Genomic DNA, 16,605 nt, shown 5'->3' with positions numbered 1-16,605 from the left:
GCTTACTATGGAAATCATAGCGCAGGAGACCGCATGGATACCGCCCGTATTGCCTCGGCAACACCACCGTTTGCCGCATCGATCCAACAAACCATCGACCAGGTCATGCGCGGACAACCTCCGCTGACCCTGTTCACGACACTGGCCCGCGATGAACGGCTCGCTAGCAAGTTCTTCGCGGGCGGTCTGCTGGACAAAGGACACCTCAGCCTGCGGAACCGCGAACTCGTGATCGATCGCACGACCGCGCGCTGCGGCTCCGAGTACGAATGGGGCGTGCATATCGCGATCTTCGGCGAGGCAGCCAGCCTGACCGAAGCGCAGCTCCGCTCACTGGTGCATGGCGATCCGACCGATGCCTGCTGGCAGCCGCACGAGACGACGCTGCTGCAGTTCTGCGATGCCCTACACGACACCTGCGATATCGACGACGCACTGTGGACGCGCATGAAAGCCCACTACAGCGACGATGCGCTCCTCGAACTGCTGATGCTCGCGGGCTTCTACCGCACGGTGAGCTACCTCACCAACGTCCTGCGGCTGCCGCTGGAAGACTTCGCACGGCGCTTTCCCTCCACGGAAGACGCCCCGGTCTGAACCTTCGCTGCAGAGCGAAGATCAGCCGAGGCGTTCGTGCTGCCAGATGCCGTCTGAGGTGGCTTAGAGGCCGGCCATGTTGATGTACTTGATCTCCAAGTACTCGTCGATGCCGTACTTGGAACCTTCGCGGCCCAGGCCCGATTGCTTGACGCCGCCGAAGGGCGCTTCAGCCGTCGAGATCAGCCCGGTGTTGACGCCGACCATGCCCGACTCCAGCGCCTCCGACACGCGCCACGCGCGGCCCAGGTCACGCGTGTAGAAGTACGCGGCCAAGCCGAACTCGGTGTCGTTGGCAGCGGCCACGGCTTCGTCTTCGGTATCGAAGGGGATGAGCGCAGCCAGCGGGCCGAAGGTTTCTTCATGCGCGACCAGCATGCCCGGCTTGGCATCCACCACCACGGTCGGCTCGAAGAACGCGCCGCCCTGTGCAGACAGCGCATGCGGCTTGCCGCCCACCAGCACGCGTGCACCTTGCGAGATGGCGTCGTTCAAGTGCTGCTGCACCTTGTCCATCGCACGCATGTGAATCAGCGGGCCCTGCTGCACGCCGGGCTCGGTACCTTTGCCCACGCGCAGCGCACGCACGGCGTCGGCCAGCTTGGCGGCAAACGTGTCGTAGATGCCGCGCTGCACGTAGAAGCGGTTGGCGCATACGCAGGTCTGGCCGGCGTTGCGGTACTTGGCGATCATCGCGCCTTCCACGGCAGCATCGACATCCGCATCGTCAAACACGATGAAGGGCGCGTTGCCGCCCAGCTCGAGCGAGAGCTTCTTGATGTCTTCCGCGCACTGGCGCATCAGCAACTTGCCGACAGCCGTGGAGCCCGTGAAGCTCAGCTTGCGCACGTTGGTGTTGGAGGTCAGCTCACCGCCAATGGCTTGCGAGTCGCCCGTGATGACGGAGAGCAAACCCGCCGGCACACCCGCACGCGCGGCCAGCTCGGCAAAGGCCAGCGCGGAGTAAGGCGTCTCCAGCGCGGGCTTGACCACCATCGAGCACCCTGCGGCCAGCGCCGGGCCCACCTTGCGCGTCATCATCGCGATCGGGAAATTCCACGGCGTGATGGCGGCCGTCACACCGATCGGCTCCTTGGTGACGACGATGCGGCGATCGCTCTGCGGCGCGGGAATCGTGTCGCCGTACACGCGGCGAGCTTCTTCCGCAAACCACTCGATGAACGACGCGGCGTAAGCGATCTCGCCGGCGGCTTCGGGCAGCGGCTTGCCTTGTTCGGCCGTGAGGATGGCAGCGAGATCCTGCTGGTGGTCCATCATCAGGTCGGCCAGGCGGCGCAAGATCTTCGAACGCTCGCGCGCCGGCACCTTGCGCCAGGCGCGCTGCGCAACCTGTGCAGCCTCGATGGCGCGGCGCGTTTCGGCTGCGCCCATGCCAGGCACGGTGCCGATCTTGCGGCCGGTGGCGGGGTCGGTCACGTCGCGCGTGGCGCCATCATCGGCATCGGCCCACGTGCCGGCAAGAAACGCCTGCGTGCGCCACAGGCCCGGGTCTTTGAGCGCGATCGGTGCTGCGGGTGCGCTCGGCAAATCAGTGCGGGTCATGCTGTCAGCCCTCCATTGCGCGTTGCAGGATGGCAAGGCCCTCTTCGAACACCGCGTCTTCAATCGTGAGCGGGAACAGGAAGCGGATCACGTTGCCGTACACGCCACACGACAGCAGCAGCAGACCGGCGTCGAGCGCACGTTGCTGCACAAGCTTGGTGAAGTCGGCGTCGGGCTTGCCGTCCGGCGTATTGAACTCCACAGCAACCATCGCGCCCACGCCACGCACTTCGGCAATGCGCGGTTGCTTGGCCTTCATGCCGTTGAGTGCATCGACAAGGCGTGCGCCCAACGCGGCAGAGCGCTCGCACAGTTTTTCATCGGCGATGATGTCGAGCACCGCGTGGGCTGCGGCCACGGCCAACGGGTTGCCGGCGTAGGTACCGCCCAGGCCACCCGGCGCCGGTGCGTCCATGATTTCCGCACGACCGGTCACGGCCGACAGCGGCAGGCCGCCAGCCAGACCCTTGGCCATCGTCATCAGGTCCGGCAGCACGCCGGTGTGCTCCATGGCGAACAGCTTGCCGGTGCGCGCAAAGCCGGTCTGCACTTCATCGGCAATCATCACGATGCCGTGCTCATCGCACAGTGCACGCACGGCGCGCACGAAGTCGGCAGGCATCTGGTAGAAGCCGCCCTCGCCCTGCACCGGTTCAAAGATGATGGCCGCGACTTGGCGCGGGTCGATGTCAGCCTTGAACAGGCGGCCGATAGCATCCAGCGAATCCTGCGTGCTCACGCCATGCAGCGCGACCGGCGCCGGCACGTGATAGATGCTGCCCGGGAACGGACCAAAGCCCGTCTTGTACGGCACCACCTTGCCCGTGAGCGACATGCCCATGAACGTGCGACCGTGGAAGGCGCCCGTGAGCGCGATCACGCCCGGACGACCAGTATGCGCACGGGCGATCTTGACGGCGTTCTCAACGGCCTCCGCGCCCGTGGTGAAGAACGCCGTCTTCTTGGCGTGCGTGCCGGGCGTGGCCGCATTCAGGCGCTCCGCCAGTTCGACGGACGAGCCATACGGCACGATCTGATACGCCGTGTGCGTGAAGTGGTCGAGCTGCTCACGCACGGCCTGCACCAGGCGCGGATGGCGGTGCCCCGTGTTCACCACGGCAATGCCGGCCGCGAAGTCGATGTAGCGGCGACCTTCCACGTCCCAGAACAGGGCGTTCTCGGCACGTTCGGCGTAGCGGTCGGTCATCACACCCACGCCGCGCGGGGTGGCAGCGAGGCGGCGGGCATTCCATTGGGCGTTCTGTTGCGGCGCTTGTTGCGGATCTCGGGCGTTCATGGCGTTAGGGTGTGTTGGGTCAAAAAAGATGCGATGGAGGCCAGTGTGGCAGTCATTGGCCCCGTACAATGAGACCCAATCGCGTTTTTCTGATGGAGCCACTTTGGTTCCACAACCCGCCATGGCCGACCATTCCCCCACCCACCGCGCCAGCATGCTGGTCGACTACCTGCAGCGTCGCTTTGACCGCGCCGATGCCAGCGGCGAGCCCGACCACCGCCGCCTGTACCGCGCGCTGCAGGAGGGCATCCTGCGCGACGAGCTGCAGCCGGGCACGCGCCTGCCATCGTCGCGCCAGTTGGCAACCGAGTTGGGCATTGCACGCAACACGGTCATCCACGTGTACGAGCAGTTGGGCGTGGAAGGCTACGTGTCGGCAGGCGTGGGCAGCGGCACCTTCGTCGCCGATACCGCACCAGACCGGCTGGACGCCACGCCTGCGCCAACGGCCCCTGTCGCTGAGGTTGCGGAAGCTGCCGCACCCATCGCACCGATGCTCTCCACGCGAGGCCGCGCACTGGTGCGCGATGCGGGCGCCAGTTCTCGCCAATGGGGTGCCTTCATGCCGGGTGTGCCGGAGGTGCGGATGTTTCCGGCACGCATCTGGTCGCGACTGCACAACCGGTTGCTGCGCAAACCCTCGCCCGCGTTGCTGACGTATCCGGTGGGGGCAGGCTACCTGCCGCTGCGCACCGCGCTGGCCGACTACCTGCGCACCGCGCGCGGCGTGCGCTGCGAGCCCGAGCAGATCATCATCACGGCCGGCATTCACCCGTCGCTGCAACTCATCGCGCAACTGCTGTGCGATGCGGGTGACAGCGCCTGGATTGAAGATCCCGGCTACTGGGGCGTGCGCAGCGTGCTCACCGCTGCGGGCATCCGCACCGTGCCGCTGCCGGTGGATGATGAAGGCATGCGCTTCGACGTGCCCGCGCGCGGACGACAGCGCGCCAAGCCGCCCAAGCTGATGGTCGTCTCGCCCTCGCACCAATACCCGCTCGGTTCGGTGATGAGCCTGGCGCGGCGCCGCGCGCTGCTGGCCACCGCACACGCCACCGATGCGTGGATTGCCGAAGACGACTACGACAGCGAGTTCCGCTACGGCAGCCGCCCGCTACCGTCGCTGCAAGGGCTGGACGAAGGCGGGCGCGTGCTCTACATGGGCACGTTCTCCAAGGTGCTGTTTCCGAGCTTGCGGATTGGCTACCTGGTGGTGCCACCCGCGCTGGCCGATGCCTTTGCGACAGGGCTCTCAGAGATGTTCCGCGGCGGCCAGATCCTCACGCAGGCGGTGCTGGCGGACTTCATTGCGGAGGGGCATTTCGTCTCACATATCCGGCGCATGCGCGGCGTGTATGCGGAGCGGCGCGAAACGCTGCTGGCCTCGATCGCCAACGAGTTCGGCGAGTCGCTGCCTGTGCATGACGGCGCATCGGGCTTGCATCTCGTGCTGGGATTGCCGGCAGGTACCAACGATGTGGCGGTGGCAGATCTGGCACTCGCCAACGATGTCGTCACGCGGCCGCTCTCGCGCTACTACCAGGACGACGCGCGCCGCCAACCAGGCCTGCTGCTGGGCTACGGTCACGTGGAGACCGAGCACATCGCTGCGCGTTTTCACACACTGGCGGAGGCGGTGCGAACGATCGGTTGAGTGCACAAAAAAGCCCCGCATCTGCGGGGCTTCTTCTTGGGCGAGTGGCTCAGGCCAACACCACCCGCAGCTGCGCCTCGACACCCTCCATCGGCGACTTGCGGAAGCCGCTCTTGGCATACCGGTGCCAGCGCCCCAGCACCACGCAGACGATCAGGTTGGCGCGCGAGGCGATGTCGGTATCGGCCGGCCACGCACCTTGCGTCACCGCCACGCGCAGACTCTGCTTGAACGAGGCCTCGATACGGTCCAGGCACTGCGCCATGCGCTCGGGCAGGCGTTCGTCCTCACCGACGAGCGCCTCGCCCACCAGCACCCGTGTCATGCCCGGGTTCTTGTCGGCAAACGAGAGCAGCATGTGTGCGATGGCATGCGCCTGGCGCAGGCCGTGCTCTTCACGCAGGGTGATCTGGTTGATGAGGCCGAAAACAGTCTGCTCGATGAATTCGATCAGGCCCTCGTACATCTGCGCCTTGCTGGCGAAATGTCGGTACAGCGCCGCTTCGGAAACGTCGAGTTTGGCCGCCAACCCAGCCGTAGTGATCTTCTCACCACGCGGCTGTTCGAGCATGCCCGCCAGCGTCTGCAGGATCTGCACGCGGCGCTCGCCCGGGCGGGGGCGCTTGCGTACGGGTGTGGCTTCAATAGGCGCTTCCGTAGCCAGCTCGGCCGTCGGAAACCCCGTTTGCGCGTTGCTCATGACTTCCTGGCCCCTCTCCCGTTCTGCACGCGGAAACCATGCAACAGCCTAGCCGCGTCGAACAAGCCTTCGTTTTAGTTGAAGCACCGATTTTACTTTCACGCTGACATAGCCGGGCCGGTTGGCGAACAAAATCGGTGCGGCGGCCGGCTGATGTGGCGAATTTGCACGGGCGCCCATCGCCGCCACTTGCATTGGATGCAAAGCCTCGGCAGCCGATTGCGAAGACAGCGCCGCAGACGGCGAAACCACCCCAGGCGCCATGCGCCGGAGATAGCCCGTCACCCACACAGTACCGATGCCCAGCTTGCGGTAGCGCTTGAGGTGCGAAAGCGTGTCTTCCACCAGGATGGCGCGCGACGGCGCAATGCGCTCACGCGCCAGCAGCCGGCGCAGCATCAGCGGATCGGGTTTCGGGCGCAGGCGCCGGTGCACCCACATGTGCTCGACGGCAATCTCACGGGCAAACGCGCGCTTGAGGCCGATCAGCCGCACCACCTCGCGCGCATAGGCGACGGGGGCGTTGGTCAGGAGGATCTTGCGCCCAGGCAGCGCGCGCAGCAGTTGGGCCAGGCCGCGCTCGGCGCGCACCATGGCACGCAAGTCGTCAAACGTATGGGCCTGGGCGAGGAAATCATCGGGGTCAACGCCATGGTGGCGGACCATGCCGAGAATGGTGGCACCGTAGCGGCGCCAGTAGTCCACGCGCACCTGGCTGGCGGTGGCGTCATCCGTGCCGAGCACGCGCGCCACGTAGGCCGTCATCAACCGGTTGATCTGCGGAAAGATCGCGTGCGAGGCGTGGTGGAGGGTGTTATCGAGGTCGAACAGCCAGACCGGCTGTTGCTTGGGCGGCGTTGGCGCCACCACCTCGCGTGGCCAGGCGTGCGCGCGGCGCGCCCGAGCCACCCGGGTGTGTCGCATTAATGCGAGCGGATCATCGTGCCGAACGCCTGTTCGGTCAGGATTTCCAGCAGCAGCGAGTGCTCGATGCGGCCATCGACGATGTGCACCGAGTTCACGCCACTCTTCGCTGCATCCAGCGCGGAGGAGATCTTCGGCAGCATGCCGCCCGAGATCGTACCGTCGGCAAACAGCTCGTCGATCTCGCGCGCCGACAGGTCGGTCAGCAGGTTGCCCTGCTTGTCCATCACGCCCGGGATGTTGGTCATCATGACCAGCTTCTCAGCCTTCAGGATCTCGGCCATCTTGCCGGCCACCACATCCGCGTTGATGTTGTAGGCCTGGCCTTCATCCGAGAAGCCGATGGGCGAGATGACGGGGATGAACGCGTCGTCCTGCAGCGCCTTGACCACGGCCGGGTTGATCGTCTCGATGTCGCCCACGAAGCCGATGTCGATGAACTGGCCCGGGTTCTCGCGGTCCGGCATCTTCAGCTTCTTGGCGCGGATCAGGCCGCCGTCCTTGCCGGTCAGGCCGACCGCCTGGCCGCCGTACTGGTTGATCAGCATGACGATGTCCTGCTGGACTTCGCCGCCGAGCACCCATTCGACCACTTCCATGGTTTCTTCGTCGGTCACACGCATGCCCTGGATGAAGGTGCCTTGCTTGCCGACCTTCTTCAACGCTTCGTCGATCTGCGGGCCGCCGCCGTGCACCACCACCGGGTTCATGCCGACCAGCTTGAGCAGGATCACGTCGCGCGCGAAGCCGTGCTTGAGCTTCTCTTCCGTCATGGCGTTGCCGCCGTACTTGATGACGATGGTCTTGCCGTGGAACTTGCGAATGTAAGGCAGAGCCTGCGCGAGAATCTCAGCCTTCACCGGCGGCGCAATGTGCGCGAGTTCAGGGTCGAGGCCAGCAGGGTCGGGGGCAGCAGAAGCGGTCATGACGGTGACATCCGGTATTGGGCAGGTATGATGGAACGCCGAATGTCGCCTGCAACACAAAAAACGAAGCAGCCCATTTTCGGCAGGCGCGATTTTACAAGAAAAGCCCGAACGGTCCTGGCCGCAGCTTGTGTGCCCGCCAAACCGTTGCAAGCGAAGAACACCCGTGGGAAACATGGCCATCGCACCCGAGCAACTCAACGCCCTGCGCCCGCACCTGCTGCGCTTTGCGCAACTGCAATTGCGCGATACGGCGCTCGCCGAAGACGTGGTCGCCGACACCATCCTGGCGGTGCTGGAGCACCCCGAGCGATTTGCCGGCAATGCCTCGCTCAAGACGTACGTGATCGGCATCCTCAAGCATAAGATCATCGACGAGATCCGCTCGGGGCGGCGCGAAGTGCGCGTCTCAATGCTCGCCGGTGGACCATCGGACGAAGCCGACCTGCGCTCCGACGAGGCCATCTTCGATACGCTCTTCGCCGCGGACGGCCATTATGTGACCCCGCCGTCCGACTGGGGGAACCCGGATGCGGCACTGTCGCGACGGGAATTCTTCGACATCCTGCAGATGTGTGTCGATCACCTGCCGCCGCGCGTGGGGCGCGTATTCATGATGCGCGAATGGCTGGAGCTGGAGACCGACGAAATCTGTCAGGAATTGGAGATCACCGCGACCAATGCTTGGGCACTGCTTTACCGCGCCCGTATGCGCCTGCGCGAGTGCCTGGATCTGCACTGGTTCGGCAACCAGCCTGCAGCCGCATAGGCCGTATTACAGAGGAACACCATGCCGAACCGTTGGGGAAAGCTCACCTGCAAGGAAGCACACCGCGTACTGGTGAGCCGAATGGACCGCGAACTGAGCACCGGCGAACGCCTGCGCCTGCACGCGCACCTGTTTGTGTGCGATGCCTGCACGCGCTTCTCGCATCAAATGGGGGTATTGCGCAGCGCCATGCACCGGCTGGGCCAGGATGACGATGCAGGAGGCGGGCGCCCGTGAGCGCGTCAATGAATGCACCTGCGGCCAACACCGCCTGCGCGATCTGCGGAGCGGCACTGCGTTGCGGCGCCATCGGCGATGGCACACAGCCAGACGCAACCTGCTGGTGCATGACGGAAGCGAAACTGCCCGCCAGTGCGCGGCGCACCGGACAGGGCTGCCGCTGCCAGCATTGCCTGCGCGAGGCGATCGCACACGCGCGAACGGCGTCGCAATCGAACTGATTAGTCTTTGTTGTCGTCGTCCAATGTGCGCAATGCGCGTCGGACGTCGGCCCGGCCGCGCTGACGCTCAGCGTGGCCGCCTTCGGTGTGGGCGCCGGCTTTACGACCGCGCGCGAGGGGCACCAGGAAGTTGCGCGGGCGCGCTGTGCCTGCCTTCGTGGAAGGCTCAATGCGAAACGTCAGTTTCTGGCGAGTGCCAAGCGTCTTGTTAGCCATGTCGGATCTCTATCTCGGTGGCCCGCTGCAGCACCCGCCGCGAGCCATCAATGTTTGTGTTCGCCGCCGTGGTTCATGGCGGGCATATTGCCGGCGGTCAGGTCGCGCACCTTGGCATCCACCTTCTGCTCGACGACGCGCTTATCGGCCAGCTCCACCTTGAGCGTGATGGGCACGGTGGCATCCTTCGCCAGCGGCTGCTTCAGGTCCATCAGCATCACGTGGTAGCCACCCGGCTTGAGCTGCACGGACTGGCCCTTGGGCAGGTCCAGCGACGGCACGGCGCGCATGCGCATCACGTTGCCTTCCATCTTCATTTCGTGGATCTCGGCCGTGCCCGCCACCGGCGTCGACACGCCGACCACCTTGGCGCCATCCGCAGCCTGCAGCGTCATGAAGGCGCCGCTGGAAGTCTGGCCCGGCACGGTGCCGCGCACCCAGGCGTCTTGCACCGTCACCTGAGCGAAGGCGGCAGCGCTGACCAGCAGACCAGCAGCCAAAGCGGCCAAGCGGGCAGAAGAACGGATCGATCGGGACTTCATCATGAACAGCTCCTGTCGAGACAAACGTGCTGCGCATTAAAGCACAGGGCTTACGGCAAGGTACGTTGGGTGCACAATTGTGCGGCTGATTGACGCATCGCGGCACAGGAAACGGCGCGGTGCCCGCGTTTACACTTCTTCCCCATGCTTTCAACCCTGACGATTGCCGCACCGCTGCTGGACACATCCAGTCTACGCCGCCTGTTTTGGCTGCGATGGAGCCTGCTCGCCACCCAGCTGATCCTGATGCTGCTGGCGCCGCAGGTGTTTGGCGTGCAACTGCCGGTGGTGCTGTTGCTCATGGTGATGGGCCTGCATGCGCTGTTCAACCTGGCCACGGGCCTGCGCATGCGCAGCGAGCGGCCGGTGCGCCATATCGAGATCACCATCCAGTTGCTGGTGGACCTCACCGCGCTCTCGGCCCTGCTGTACTTCACCGGTGGCGCGACCAACCCGTTCGTCTCGTTCTACCTGCCCGCGCTGGCCATTGCCGCCGCCATGCTGCCGATCGCACACGTGGTCGGCCTGACGCTGTACGCACTGGCTGCCTACAGCATGATGCTCGGCAACTACATCCCGCTGAACCTGCTGAACCAGGCTGATGCCGTGCCATACCACCTGGCCGGCATGTGGATCGACTTCGTGGCCAGCAGCGCGATGATCGCCGGCTTTACCGCGCGCCTGTCCGCCGCACTGCGCGAGCGCGATGAGCAACTGACCGAAGCGCGCGAACGCCTGCTGCGCGACCAGCGTGTCGAAGCGCTGATGTCGCAAGGCGCCAGCGTGGCGCACGAGATGGGTACGCCGCTGTCCACCGTGGCGGTCATCACTGGCGAGTTGCAGCACGATGCGAAGCAGCCCGATTCACCGCTCGCGCCATACCGCGAGGACCTGCGCGCCATCGAGCAGCAGCTTGAGTTGTGCCGCGCCGCGCTCGCCCGGTTGCAGCGCAAGCCCAACGATGGCGCGCCCGAACCGCTCGGCCAGTGGCTGCCGGAGTTCACGCAGACCTGGCAATTGCGCCACCCGGATATCCGCCTGCACACGGAAAGCTCGCCGGCCGCGCAGGCGGTGGAATTGGACCCGGTCTACGTGGGCCAGATCCTGACCATCCTGCTCGACAACGCCGCGCGCAGCCAACAACAGGCCAAGCGCGATCAGGTGCCGCTGCTGCTGACCGCCAAGATTGATGCCAACCCAGACGTGCTGCGTGAAGCCCCACCGCAAATTGTGCTGTCCATCGTCGACACAGGCCTTGGCCTGCCGGAAGACCTGCGCACATCGCTAGGCCGCACGCCGGTGCGCAGCAAGCATGGTGGCCACGGCATCGGCGTCTATCTGGCCGCGACCACGGCGCGCCGACTGGGCGGTACCGTGGTGCTGCGCCCCAACCCGCCGCAGGGCGCGATTGCCGAACTCCGGCTGCCCGTTGGTGGTCCGAAAGAAGAATCGGCCGCCCCCATCATCGGCGCGCCCACCCTATTCACATAAGAGCGACCGCTCCAACACGGCCCTTGCGGCCTGGAGATCCACATGCAACAACCCGCCCCCTTCCTGATCCTCGACGACGACGACGTCTTTGCGCAAACCTTGGCGCGCGCGCTCACGCGTCGCGGCTTTGCTCCGCAGATCGCACACACCGGTGGCGAGGCACTGTCGCTGGCACGTCAGACGCGCTTTGCCTACGTGACCGTCGACTTGCACCTGGCCACCAGCGACAAGGGCTTGATGCCCCACGGCGGTACGGACTCGGGCCTGCACTGGATCGCCCCACTGCGCCAAGCACTGCCCGACGCGCGCATGCTGATCCTGACGGGCTACGCGAGCATCGCGACTGCCGTGCAAGCAGTGAAGCTCGGTGCCGATGAATACCTCGCCAAACCCGCGAACGTCGATTCGATCCTGCTGGCGCTGCAGGTGGGCGTATCTGAAGCCGTGGCCGAGCAGACCATGGAAAACCCCGCACCGCTGTCGGTCGCGCGGCTGGAGTGGGAGCACATCCAACGCGTGCTGGCCGAGCACGGCGGCAATATCTCCGCCACCGCGCGGGCGCTGAACATGCACCGGCGCACGCTGCAGCGCAAGCTGGGCAAACGGCCGGTCGCAAAGTAAACCGGCCGCGTGAGCGACATCACCAGCGTGTATCGCGCTCCCACGCCTTGAGCTCGTCCTCGGCACGCTCCTTCGTATAGCCGTAGCGCTCCTGGATCTTGCCGGCAAGCTGGTCGCGCTTGCCGCGGATCACGGCCAGGTCGTCATCCGTGAGCTGGCCCCACTTCTCCTTGATCTTGCCCTTGGCCTGATCCCATTTGCCTTCGATCTGATCCCAGTTCATACGTCCTCCGTTGCGGTTGAGACAAAGCAGGGGCGCCCGAAGGCTGCCCATGTGGAAACCTCTGTGCGGCTTACTTCTTGAACTTGGCGGCCACGTCGTTCTGGCACGTCGTCTTGGCATCTCCGGACATGGCGTCGCAGCGCTCCTTGGCGGCCTTGTAGTTGGCGTCGTTGGTGTCCTTGACGGCATCGCGGCGTGCTTCGCTGACGTCCTTGGCGGTACCGGTTGCCTTGGCGTGGCTCACTTCTTCCCCACCCTTGGCACGTGTGTAGGCGGCCTTGGCGTCCTTCACGCAGGTGTCCTTGTCGTTGCCCTTCATAGCCCCGCACTTGGTCTTGGCGACGTCGTAGTCAGCTTCGGCCTTCTCCTTCGCTGCGCTGTTGCGGGCCGCTTCGGTGCCATCACGCTCGGCTTTGGCGTTGGCCTTGGCGACGTTGTAGTCGCCCTTGGCCTGCGCGCGGCAAACATCGCGGTCGTTGCCCTTCATGGCGTCGCACTTGTCCTTGGCGGCCTTGTAGTCGGAATCGGCCTGCTTGACGGCGTTGTCGTAGGCCGTGCGCTTGGCATCGTTCGATGCGGAAGCACCGGCAGGCCCTGTTGGCGCGGGTGTGAGCTGTGCGTGTGCGATGCCCAGCGGGGCACAGGCGAGCACGCAGCACAGGGCCAGGCGTTGGATCGGTTTCATACGCTTCTCTCCTTGTCGTGGTTGGAAATCGCGCACGCGAGGTGCACGGCGCGCATTGTCTTTGCGGCACACCCCATTCAGCAGAAAACGGACCCGACCGCGCATGATCCTGAGCAAACCCTTGCCACCACTGGCTTGGCGAGCGCACAAACAAAACGGGCCGCATCGTCTCCGATGCGGCCCGCTGAGCCTTTGTGAGGCGTTACTTACACACTTACAGCACGTAGCGCGACAGATCTTCGTTACCTGACAGCTCATTCAGGCGTTCGTCGACATACGCAGCGTCGATGGTCACCGTTTCGCCCGACGACTTGTGCGCGTGGAACGACAGGTCTTCCAGCAGGCGCTCCATCACCGTGTACAGACGGCGTGCGCCAATATTCTCGACCTTCTCGTTGACCGCGCAGGCGATCTCGGCCAGGCGGCGGATGCCGTCATCCGCGAAGACGAGGTCGACGCCCTCGGTCTTCATCAGCGCCTGGTACTGCTTGGTCAGGCTCGCGTCCGTCTGCGTGAGAATCGCGCGGAAGTCATCCACCGACAGCGAATCCAGCTCCACGCGAATCGGGAAACGACCCTGTAGCTCCGGAATCAGATCGCTCGGCTTGGACAAATGGAACGCACCCGATGCGATGAACAGGATGTGGTCCGTCTTGATCATCCCGTACTTCGTGTTGACGGTCGTGCCTTCCACCAACGGCAGCAGATCGCGCTGCACGCCCTGACGCGACACCTCGCCGCCACCGTATTCACTGCGGCTGGCGATCTTGTCGATCTCGTCGAGGAACACGATGCCGTTCTGCTCGACGTTGGCGACGGCCTTGTGCTTGAGCTCCTCTTCGTTCAGCAGCTTGGCCGCCTCTTCGTCGATCAGCAGCTTGAACGCCTCGGCCACCTTCATCTTGCGACGATGCTTCTTGCCCTGGCCCAGCCCAGCGAACATCGAGCGGATCTGCTCGGTCATGTCTTCCATGCCCGGCGGGCCCATGATGTCCATGCTGGGGGTGCCGGCCGACACTTCGAGCTCGATCTCCTTGTCGTCGAGCTGGCCTTCACGCAGCTTCTTGCGAAACGCCTGGCGCGCGTTGGAATCCTTCTCTTCCGGCTGCGAGAAGCCAATATCGCGCGGCGGCGGGATCAGCACGTCGAGCAGGCGATCTTCCGCAGCGTCTTCGGCCTTGGCGCGCACCTTCTTCATCTCGGATTCGCGCGTCTGCTTGACAGCCATCTCGGCCAGGTCACGCACGATGGTGTCGACGTCGCGGCCGACGTAACCGACTTCGGTGAACTTGGTCGCTTCGATCTTGATGAAGGGCGCATCCGCCAGCTTGGCCAGACGACGGGCGATCTCGGTCTTGCCCACGCCGGTCGGTCCGATCATCAGGATGTTCTTGGGCGTGATTTCCTGGCGCAGCGGGTCACCCACCTGCTGACGGCGCCAGCGGTTGCGCAGGGCCACGGCCACGGCTTTCTTGGCCTTCTGCTGGCCGATGATGTGCTTGTCGAGTTCGGAGACGATTTCCGACGGCGTCATGGTTTCAGACATGGGAATCCTGTGCAGAGCGAGACCGCTTACTCGAGCGTCTCGATCACGAAATTGGTGTTGGTGTAGATGCAGAGTTCGCCGGCGATCTTCAGCGACTTCTCCACCACCTCGCGGGGGCCGAGGTCGGTGTTCTCCATCAGCGCCTTGGCCGCCGATTGCGCGTACGAACCACCCGAGCCAATCGCGGCAATGCCGCCTTCCGGGTCGAGCACGTCGCCGTTGCCCGTGATGATCAGCGTCGCTTCACGATCGGCGACGATCAGCATCGCTTCCAGGTGGCGCAGCGCGCGGTCGGTCCGCCAGTCCTTGGCGAGGTCGACGGCGGAGCGCAGCAGGTTGCCCTGGTGCTTCTGCAGCTTGGCTTCGAAGCGGTCGAGCAGCGAGAACGCATCGGCGGTGGCGCCGGCAAAGCCGACCAGCACCTTGCCATCATGGATGGCGCGCACCTTGCGGGCGGTGCCCTTCATCACGATGTTGCCCAACGTGACCTGGCCGTCGCCGCCGAGCGCGACTTGGTTGCCGCGCCGCACGCTGACAATGGTGGTGCCGTGATACTGTTCCATGCGCTTGTTCCTTGGGGTCCAGCCTGAGCCGGCCCACAGCGGGCCGGTCAAAGAGTTCCATACTTGACGCCAGCCCCCAGGATTTCAAGCCTGATTTCCGCAGCGGCGCACAATTTTTGTGCGCGCCGCATCGCTTCTCGGATCGTCAGTGCGCGACGTCGAAAGCGTAGGTGCGCTCATCCAGACGCGGCACCACGGTGTAGCCCTTGCGCGCGGCCCACACGTTGATGTTGAAGTACAGCGGAATCACGCCGTAGTCGCGCATACCGATTTCCGTGGCTTCCTGCAGCAGCTTCTCGCGTTTGGGGTCGTCGATGGTCTGCAGGGCCTCGGCCAGCTTGGCGTCCAGCGCCGGATTGGAATAGCGCCCGCGGTTGGAGGCGCCCCAGCCGCGCGCCGGGTCATAGGTAGCCAGCAAGGCCTTCAGACTCGAACTCGCTTCACCGGTATCCGCGCCCCAACCCGCCTGCAGGAACGAGAAGTCCAGCTTGTTGGCCCGCGTGAAAAACGTGGCTGACGGCATCGCCTCCACCTTGGTGGCAATCCCCACGCGCGAAAGCATCGAAGCGATCACCTGGGCGACGCGGTCGTCGTTCACGTAGCGGTTGTTGGTGGCATGCAGCGTGATGGCAAAGCCGTCGGGATACCCCGCCTGGGCAAGGAGTTTCTTCGCGGCGGCCGGGTCTGCCGCCGGCGCTTTCAGGCTTGGTACATGGCCGAACAGGGCGCTGTTGACGAGTTGCCCGGTCGGCTCGGCTGCGCCTTCCATCACGCGGTCGACGATGGCCTGGCGCGAGATCGCCAGCGAAATCGCCTCGCGCACGCGCGCATCCTTGAGCGGATTCTTCGCCAGCGGTTTGCCGGCCTTGTCGGTCACGAACGGCGACACGTCGCGGTTCGAATCCAGGTGCAGATACATCATGCGGAACACCGGCATCTTGAACACCGACACTGCCGGGTCGCTCGACAGCTTCTTGATGTCAGACGTCGGCACGTTTTCGATGACCTGCACGTCGCCAGCCAGCAGCGCTGCCACGCGCGAGGGATCGGCCGTCATGATGCGCAGCGTCACGCGCTCCCATTGCGGCTTCTTGCCCCAGTAGCCGTCAAAGCGCGTCAACTCGACGCGATCGCCCTTGGCGAACGAGACAAACTTGTACGGCCCCGTGCCGATCAGCGCGCGACCGTTGTTGAAATCTTCCGGCCCCGCCTTCTCGGCCGCCTTCTTCGACACGATGTAGATGGTCGACAGATCGTTCGGCACCAGCGGGTACGGGCCATTGGTGGTGATGCGCACGGTCAGCTTGTCGACCGCCGTCACCTCCTTGAAGCCGCGCGTGTAGATGGTGAACGGTGATGGGCTGTTCTTGATAGTCGCCGGGCGCGCCAGCGAGTAGACGACGTCCGCCGAGGTGAATTCGCTGCCGTCATGGAAATGCACGCCGGGGCGCAGTTTGATCTCCCACACCGTGTCGCTCACGGCCTTCCACGAGGTGGCGAGGCCGGGCTTCATGCGCATCTTCTCGTCCTTGGCGATCAGCGCCTCGAACATGTGCTCGGCAACGTTCGAATTGGGCGTGACGTTATGGAAGTGCGGATCGAGCGAGGTGATGTCGCCGGACAGACCGACCACCAGCGTGGTGGGTGGCGCAGCCTGCGCGGCAAGCGGTGCGGCGGTAACGAGAGACAGTGCGGCGACCAAACTCGCGGCGCGCAACAGACGCAGAACCGGCATGACAACTCCCCCGATGGTTCGTTATGAAAGCGAAACGTCCGGGGATTGTCAGGACCGGATGACACCGGTGTCAATGTCGATGTAGCAGGGGG

Annotated in this window: 18 protein-coding genes; 6 read left to right on the top strand and 12 right to left on the bottom strand. The window is 64.8% G+C overall.

The genetic code is table 11. The features are described from left to right. Nucleotides 1-33: 33 nt before the first annotated feature. Nucleotides 34-597, top strand: coding sequence for a carboxymuconolactone decarboxylase family protein (locus V6657_RS17865; RefSeq protein WP_048934383.1), 564 nt, complete (start codon nucleotides 34-36; stop codon nucleotides 595-597). Between the two features lie 63 nt (nucleotides 598-660). Here V6657_RS17865 and V6657_RS17860 read toward each other — a convergent pair whose 3' ends face one another. Together V6657_RS17860 and gabT are read right to left on the bottom strand one after the other, a co-directional pair. Beyond that, entirely contained in the window at nucleotides 661-2,160 is a 1,500-nt protein-coding gene (locus tag V6657_RS17860; protein WP_048934382.1) for an NAD-dependent succinate-semialdehyde dehydrogenase, read from the bottom strand. Between the two features lie 4 nt (nucleotides 2,161-2,164). Beyond that, entirely contained in the window at nucleotides 2,165-3,457 is a 1,293-nt protein-coding gene (gabT, locus tag V6657_RS17855) for a 4-aminobutyrate--2-oxoglutarate transaminase (protein WP_048934381.1), read from the bottom strand. Nucleotides 3,458-3,611: 154 nt separating this feature from the next. Here gabT and V6657_RS17850 point away from each other — a divergent pair, with 154 nt between their 5' ends. Continuing rightward, nucleotides 3,612-5,111 carry a PLP-dependent aminotransferase family protein gene (locus V6657_RS17850; protein ID WP_048934483.1) on the top strand — a complete coding sequence of 500 codons (1,500 nt, stop codon included), beginning with the start codon at nucleotides 3,612-3,614 and terminating at the stop codon, nucleotides 5,109-5,111. 49 nt (nucleotides 5,112-5,160) lie between these two features. On the opposite strand, the gene slmA is transcribed toward V6657_RS17850, so the two are convergent. Genes slmA through argB form a run of 3 tightly spaced genes read right to left on the bottom strand, consistent with a single transcriptional unit; the run spans nucleotide 5,161 to nucleotide 7,661 of the window. Then, nucleotides 5,161-5,811 carry a nucleoid occlusion factor SlmA gene (gene slmA, locus V6657_RS17845; protein ID WP_048934380.1) on the bottom strand — a complete coding sequence of 217 codons (651 nt, stop codon included), beginning with the start codon at nucleotides 5,809-5,811 and terminating at the stop codon, nucleotides 5,161-5,163. 48 nt (nucleotides 5,812-5,859) lie between these two features. After that, nucleotides 5,860-6,735, bottom strand: coding sequence for a pyrimidine 5'-nucleotidase (locus V6657_RS17840; RefSeq protein ID WP_048934379.1), 876 nt, complete (start codon nucleotides 6,733-6,735; stop codon nucleotides 5,860-5,862). Beyond that, the gene (argB, locus tag V6657_RS17835) at nucleotides 6,735-7,661 is read right to left on the bottom strand and encodes an acetylglutamate kinase (RefSeq protein WP_048934378.1); all 927 of its coding nucleotides are present in this window, start codon (nucleotides 7,659-7,661) and stop codon (nucleotides 6,735-6,737) included. Before argB ends, V6657_RS17840 begins: the two co-directional genes overlap by 1 nt. Before the next feature lie 175 nt (nucleotides 7,662-7,836). Here argB and V6657_RS17830 point away from each other — a divergent pair, with 175 nt between their 5' ends. Continuing rightward, entirely contained in the window at nucleotides 7,837-8,430 is a 594-nt protein-coding gene (locus tag V6657_RS17830; RefSeq protein ID WP_048934377.1) for a sigma-70 family RNA polymerase sigma factor, read from the top strand. 21 nt (nucleotides 8,431-8,451) lie between these two features. Beyond that, a complete protein-coding gene (locus V6657_RS17825; protein WP_048934376.1) occupies nucleotides 8,452-8,667 on the top strand; it encodes a zf-HC2 domain-containing protein in 216 nt (71 codons plus the stop codon). A 224-nt stretch (nucleotides 8,668-8,891) separates the two neighbouring features. Here V6657_RS17825 and V6657_RS17820 read toward each other — a convergent pair whose 3' ends face one another. Further along, complete coding sequence (locus V6657_RS17820; protein WP_048934374.1) at nucleotides 8,892-9,107, bottom strand: hypothetical protein; 216 nt, start codon at nucleotides 9,105-9,107, stop codon at nucleotides 8,892-8,894. 47 nt (nucleotides 9,108-9,154) lie between these two features. Next, complete coding sequence (locus V6657_RS17815) at nucleotides 9,155-9,652, bottom strand: copper chaperone PCu(A)C (RefSeq protein ID WP_171017973.1); 498 nt, start codon at nucleotides 9,650-9,652, stop codon at nucleotides 9,155-9,157. A gap of 141 nt (nucleotides 9,653-9,793) precedes the next feature. Here V6657_RS17815 and V6657_RS17810 point away from each other — a divergent pair, with 141 nt between their 5' ends. Together V6657_RS17810 and V6657_RS17805 are read left to right on the top strand one after the other, a co-directional pair. Then, nucleotides 9,794-11,140, top strand: a complete 1,347-nt coding sequence (locus V6657_RS17810; RefSeq protein ID WP_048934373.1) for an ATP-binding protein — start codon at nucleotides 9,794-9,796, stop codon at nucleotides 11,138-11,140. Nucleotides 11,141-11,182: 42 nt separating this feature from the next. Continuing rightward, nucleotides 11,183-11,761 (top strand): response regulator transcription factor, encoded by a 579-nt coding sequence (locus V6657_RS17805; protein WP_048934372.1) that lies wholly within the window; start codon nucleotides 11,183-11,185, stop codon nucleotides 11,759-11,761. A 19-nt stretch (nucleotides 11,762-11,780) separates the two neighbouring features. On the opposite strand, the gene V6657_RS17800 is transcribed toward V6657_RS17805, so the two are convergent. The 5 genes from V6657_RS17800 to V6657_RS17780 all read right to left on the bottom strand — a co-directional run bounded on the left by V6657_RS17800 (nucleotide 11,781) and on the right by V6657_RS17780 (nucleotide 16,513). Beyond that, nucleotides 11,781-11,984 (bottom strand): CsbD family protein, encoded by a 204-nt coding sequence (locus V6657_RS17800; RefSeq protein ID WP_048934371.1) that lies wholly within the window; start codon nucleotides 11,982-11,984, stop codon nucleotides 11,781-11,783. A 70-nt stretch (nucleotides 11,985-12,054) separates the two neighbouring features. Further along, the gene (locus V6657_RS17795) at nucleotides 12,055-12,669 is read right to left on the bottom strand and encodes a hypothetical protein (protein WP_048934370.1); all 615 of its coding nucleotides are present in this window, start codon (nucleotides 12,667-12,669) and stop codon (nucleotides 12,055-12,057) included. Nucleotides 12,670-12,883: 214 nt separating this feature from the next. Beyond that, on the bottom strand, nucleotides 12,884-14,215 hold the full coding sequence (gene hslU / locus V6657_RS17790) for an ATP-dependent protease ATPase subunit HslU (RefSeq protein WP_048934369.1): 1,332 nt from the start codon (nucleotides 14,213-14,215) through the stop codon (nucleotides 12,884-12,886). 26 nt (nucleotides 14,216-14,241) lie between these two features. Further along, nucleotides 14,242-14,778 carry an ATP-dependent protease subunit HslV gene (hslV, locus tag V6657_RS17785; protein WP_048934368.1) on the bottom strand — a complete coding sequence of 179 codons (537 nt, stop codon included), beginning with the start codon at nucleotides 14,776-14,778 and terminating at the stop codon, nucleotides 14,242-14,244. A 145-nt stretch (nucleotides 14,779-14,923) separates the two neighbouring features. Beyond that, nucleotides 14,924-16,513, bottom strand: a complete 1,590-nt coding sequence (locus V6657_RS17780; RefSeq protein ID WP_048934367.1) for an ABC transporter substrate-binding protein — start codon at nucleotides 16,511-16,513, stop codon at nucleotides 14,924-14,926. Nucleotides 16,514-16,605: the final 92 nt, after the last annotated feature.

Origin of the sequence: Ralstonia sp. RRA, from assembly GCF_037023145.1 — a bacterium.
Classification (GTDB): domain Bacteria; phylum Pseudomonadota; class Gammaproteobacteria; order Burkholderiales; family Burkholderiaceae; genus Ralstonia.
Note: the sequence above shows the minus strand (reverse complement) of the source record. Positions and strands in the feature narration are given on the sequence as shown.

Coding starts and splice junctions, on each gene's coding strand:
- V6657_RS17865 (WP_048934383.1), top strand. CDS start 34: ATGGATACCGCCCGTATTGCCTCGGCAACACCACCGTTTGCCGCATCG.
- V6657_RS17860 (WP_048934382.1), bottom strand. CDS start 2,160: ATGACCCGCACTGATTTGCCGAGCGCACCCGCAGCACCGATCGCGCTC.
- gabT (WP_048934381.1), bottom strand. CDS start 3,457: ATGAACGCCCGAGATCCGCAACAAGCGCCGCAACAGAACGCCCAATGG.
- V6657_RS17850 (WP_048934483.1), top strand. CDS start 3,612: ATGCTGGTCGACTACCTGCAGCGTCGCTTTGACCGCGCCGATGCCAGC.
- slmA (WP_048934380.1), bottom strand. CDS start 5,811: ATGAGCAACGCGCAAACGGGGTTTCCGACGGCCGAGCTGGCTACGGAA.
- V6657_RS17840 (WP_048934379.1), bottom strand. CDS start 6,735: ATGCGACACACCCGGGTGGCTCGGGCGCGCCGCGCGCACGCCTGGCCA.
- argB (WP_048934378.1), bottom strand. CDS start 7,661: ATGACCGCTTCTGCTGCCCCCGACCCTGCTGGCCTCGACCCTGAACTC.
- V6657_RS17830 (WP_048934377.1), top strand. CDS start 7,837: ATGGCCATCGCACCCGAGCAACTCAACGCCCTGCGCCCGCACCTGCTG.
- V6657_RS17825 (WP_048934376.1), top strand. CDS start 8,452: ATGCCGAACCGTTGGGGAAAGCTCACCTGCAAGGAAGCACACCGCGTA.
- V6657_RS17820 (WP_048934374.1), bottom strand. CDS start 9,107: ATGGCTAACAAGACGCTTGGCACTCGCCAGAAACTGACGTTTCGCATT.
- V6657_RS17815 (WP_171017973.1), bottom strand. CDS start 9,652: ATGATGAAGTCCCGATCGATCCGTTCTTCTGCCCGCTTGGCCGCTTTG.
- V6657_RS17810 (WP_048934373.1), top strand. CDS start 9,794: ATGCTTTCAACCCTGACGATTGCCGCACCGCTGCTGGACACATCCAGT.
- V6657_RS17805 (WP_048934372.1), top strand. CDS start 11,183: ATGCAACAACCCGCCCCCTTCCTGATCCTCGACGACGACGACGTCTTT.
- V6657_RS17800 (WP_048934371.1), bottom strand. CDS start 11,984: ATGAACTGGGATCAGATCGAAGGCAAATGGGATCAGGCCAAGGGCAAG.
- V6657_RS17795 (WP_048934370.1), bottom strand. CDS start 12,669: ATGAAACCGATCCAACGCCTGGCCCTGTGCTGCGTGCTCGCCTGTGCC.
- hslU (WP_048934369.1), bottom strand. CDS start 14,215: ATGTCTGAAACCATGACGCCGTCGGAAATCGTCTCCGAACTCGACAAG.
- hslV (WP_048934368.1), bottom strand. CDS start 14,778: ATGGAACAGTATCACGGCACCACCATTGTCAGCGTGCGGCGCGGCAAC.
- V6657_RS17780 (WP_048934367.1), bottom strand. CDS start 16,513: ATGCCGGTTCTGCGTCTGTTGCGCGCCGCGAGTTTGGTCGCCGCACTG.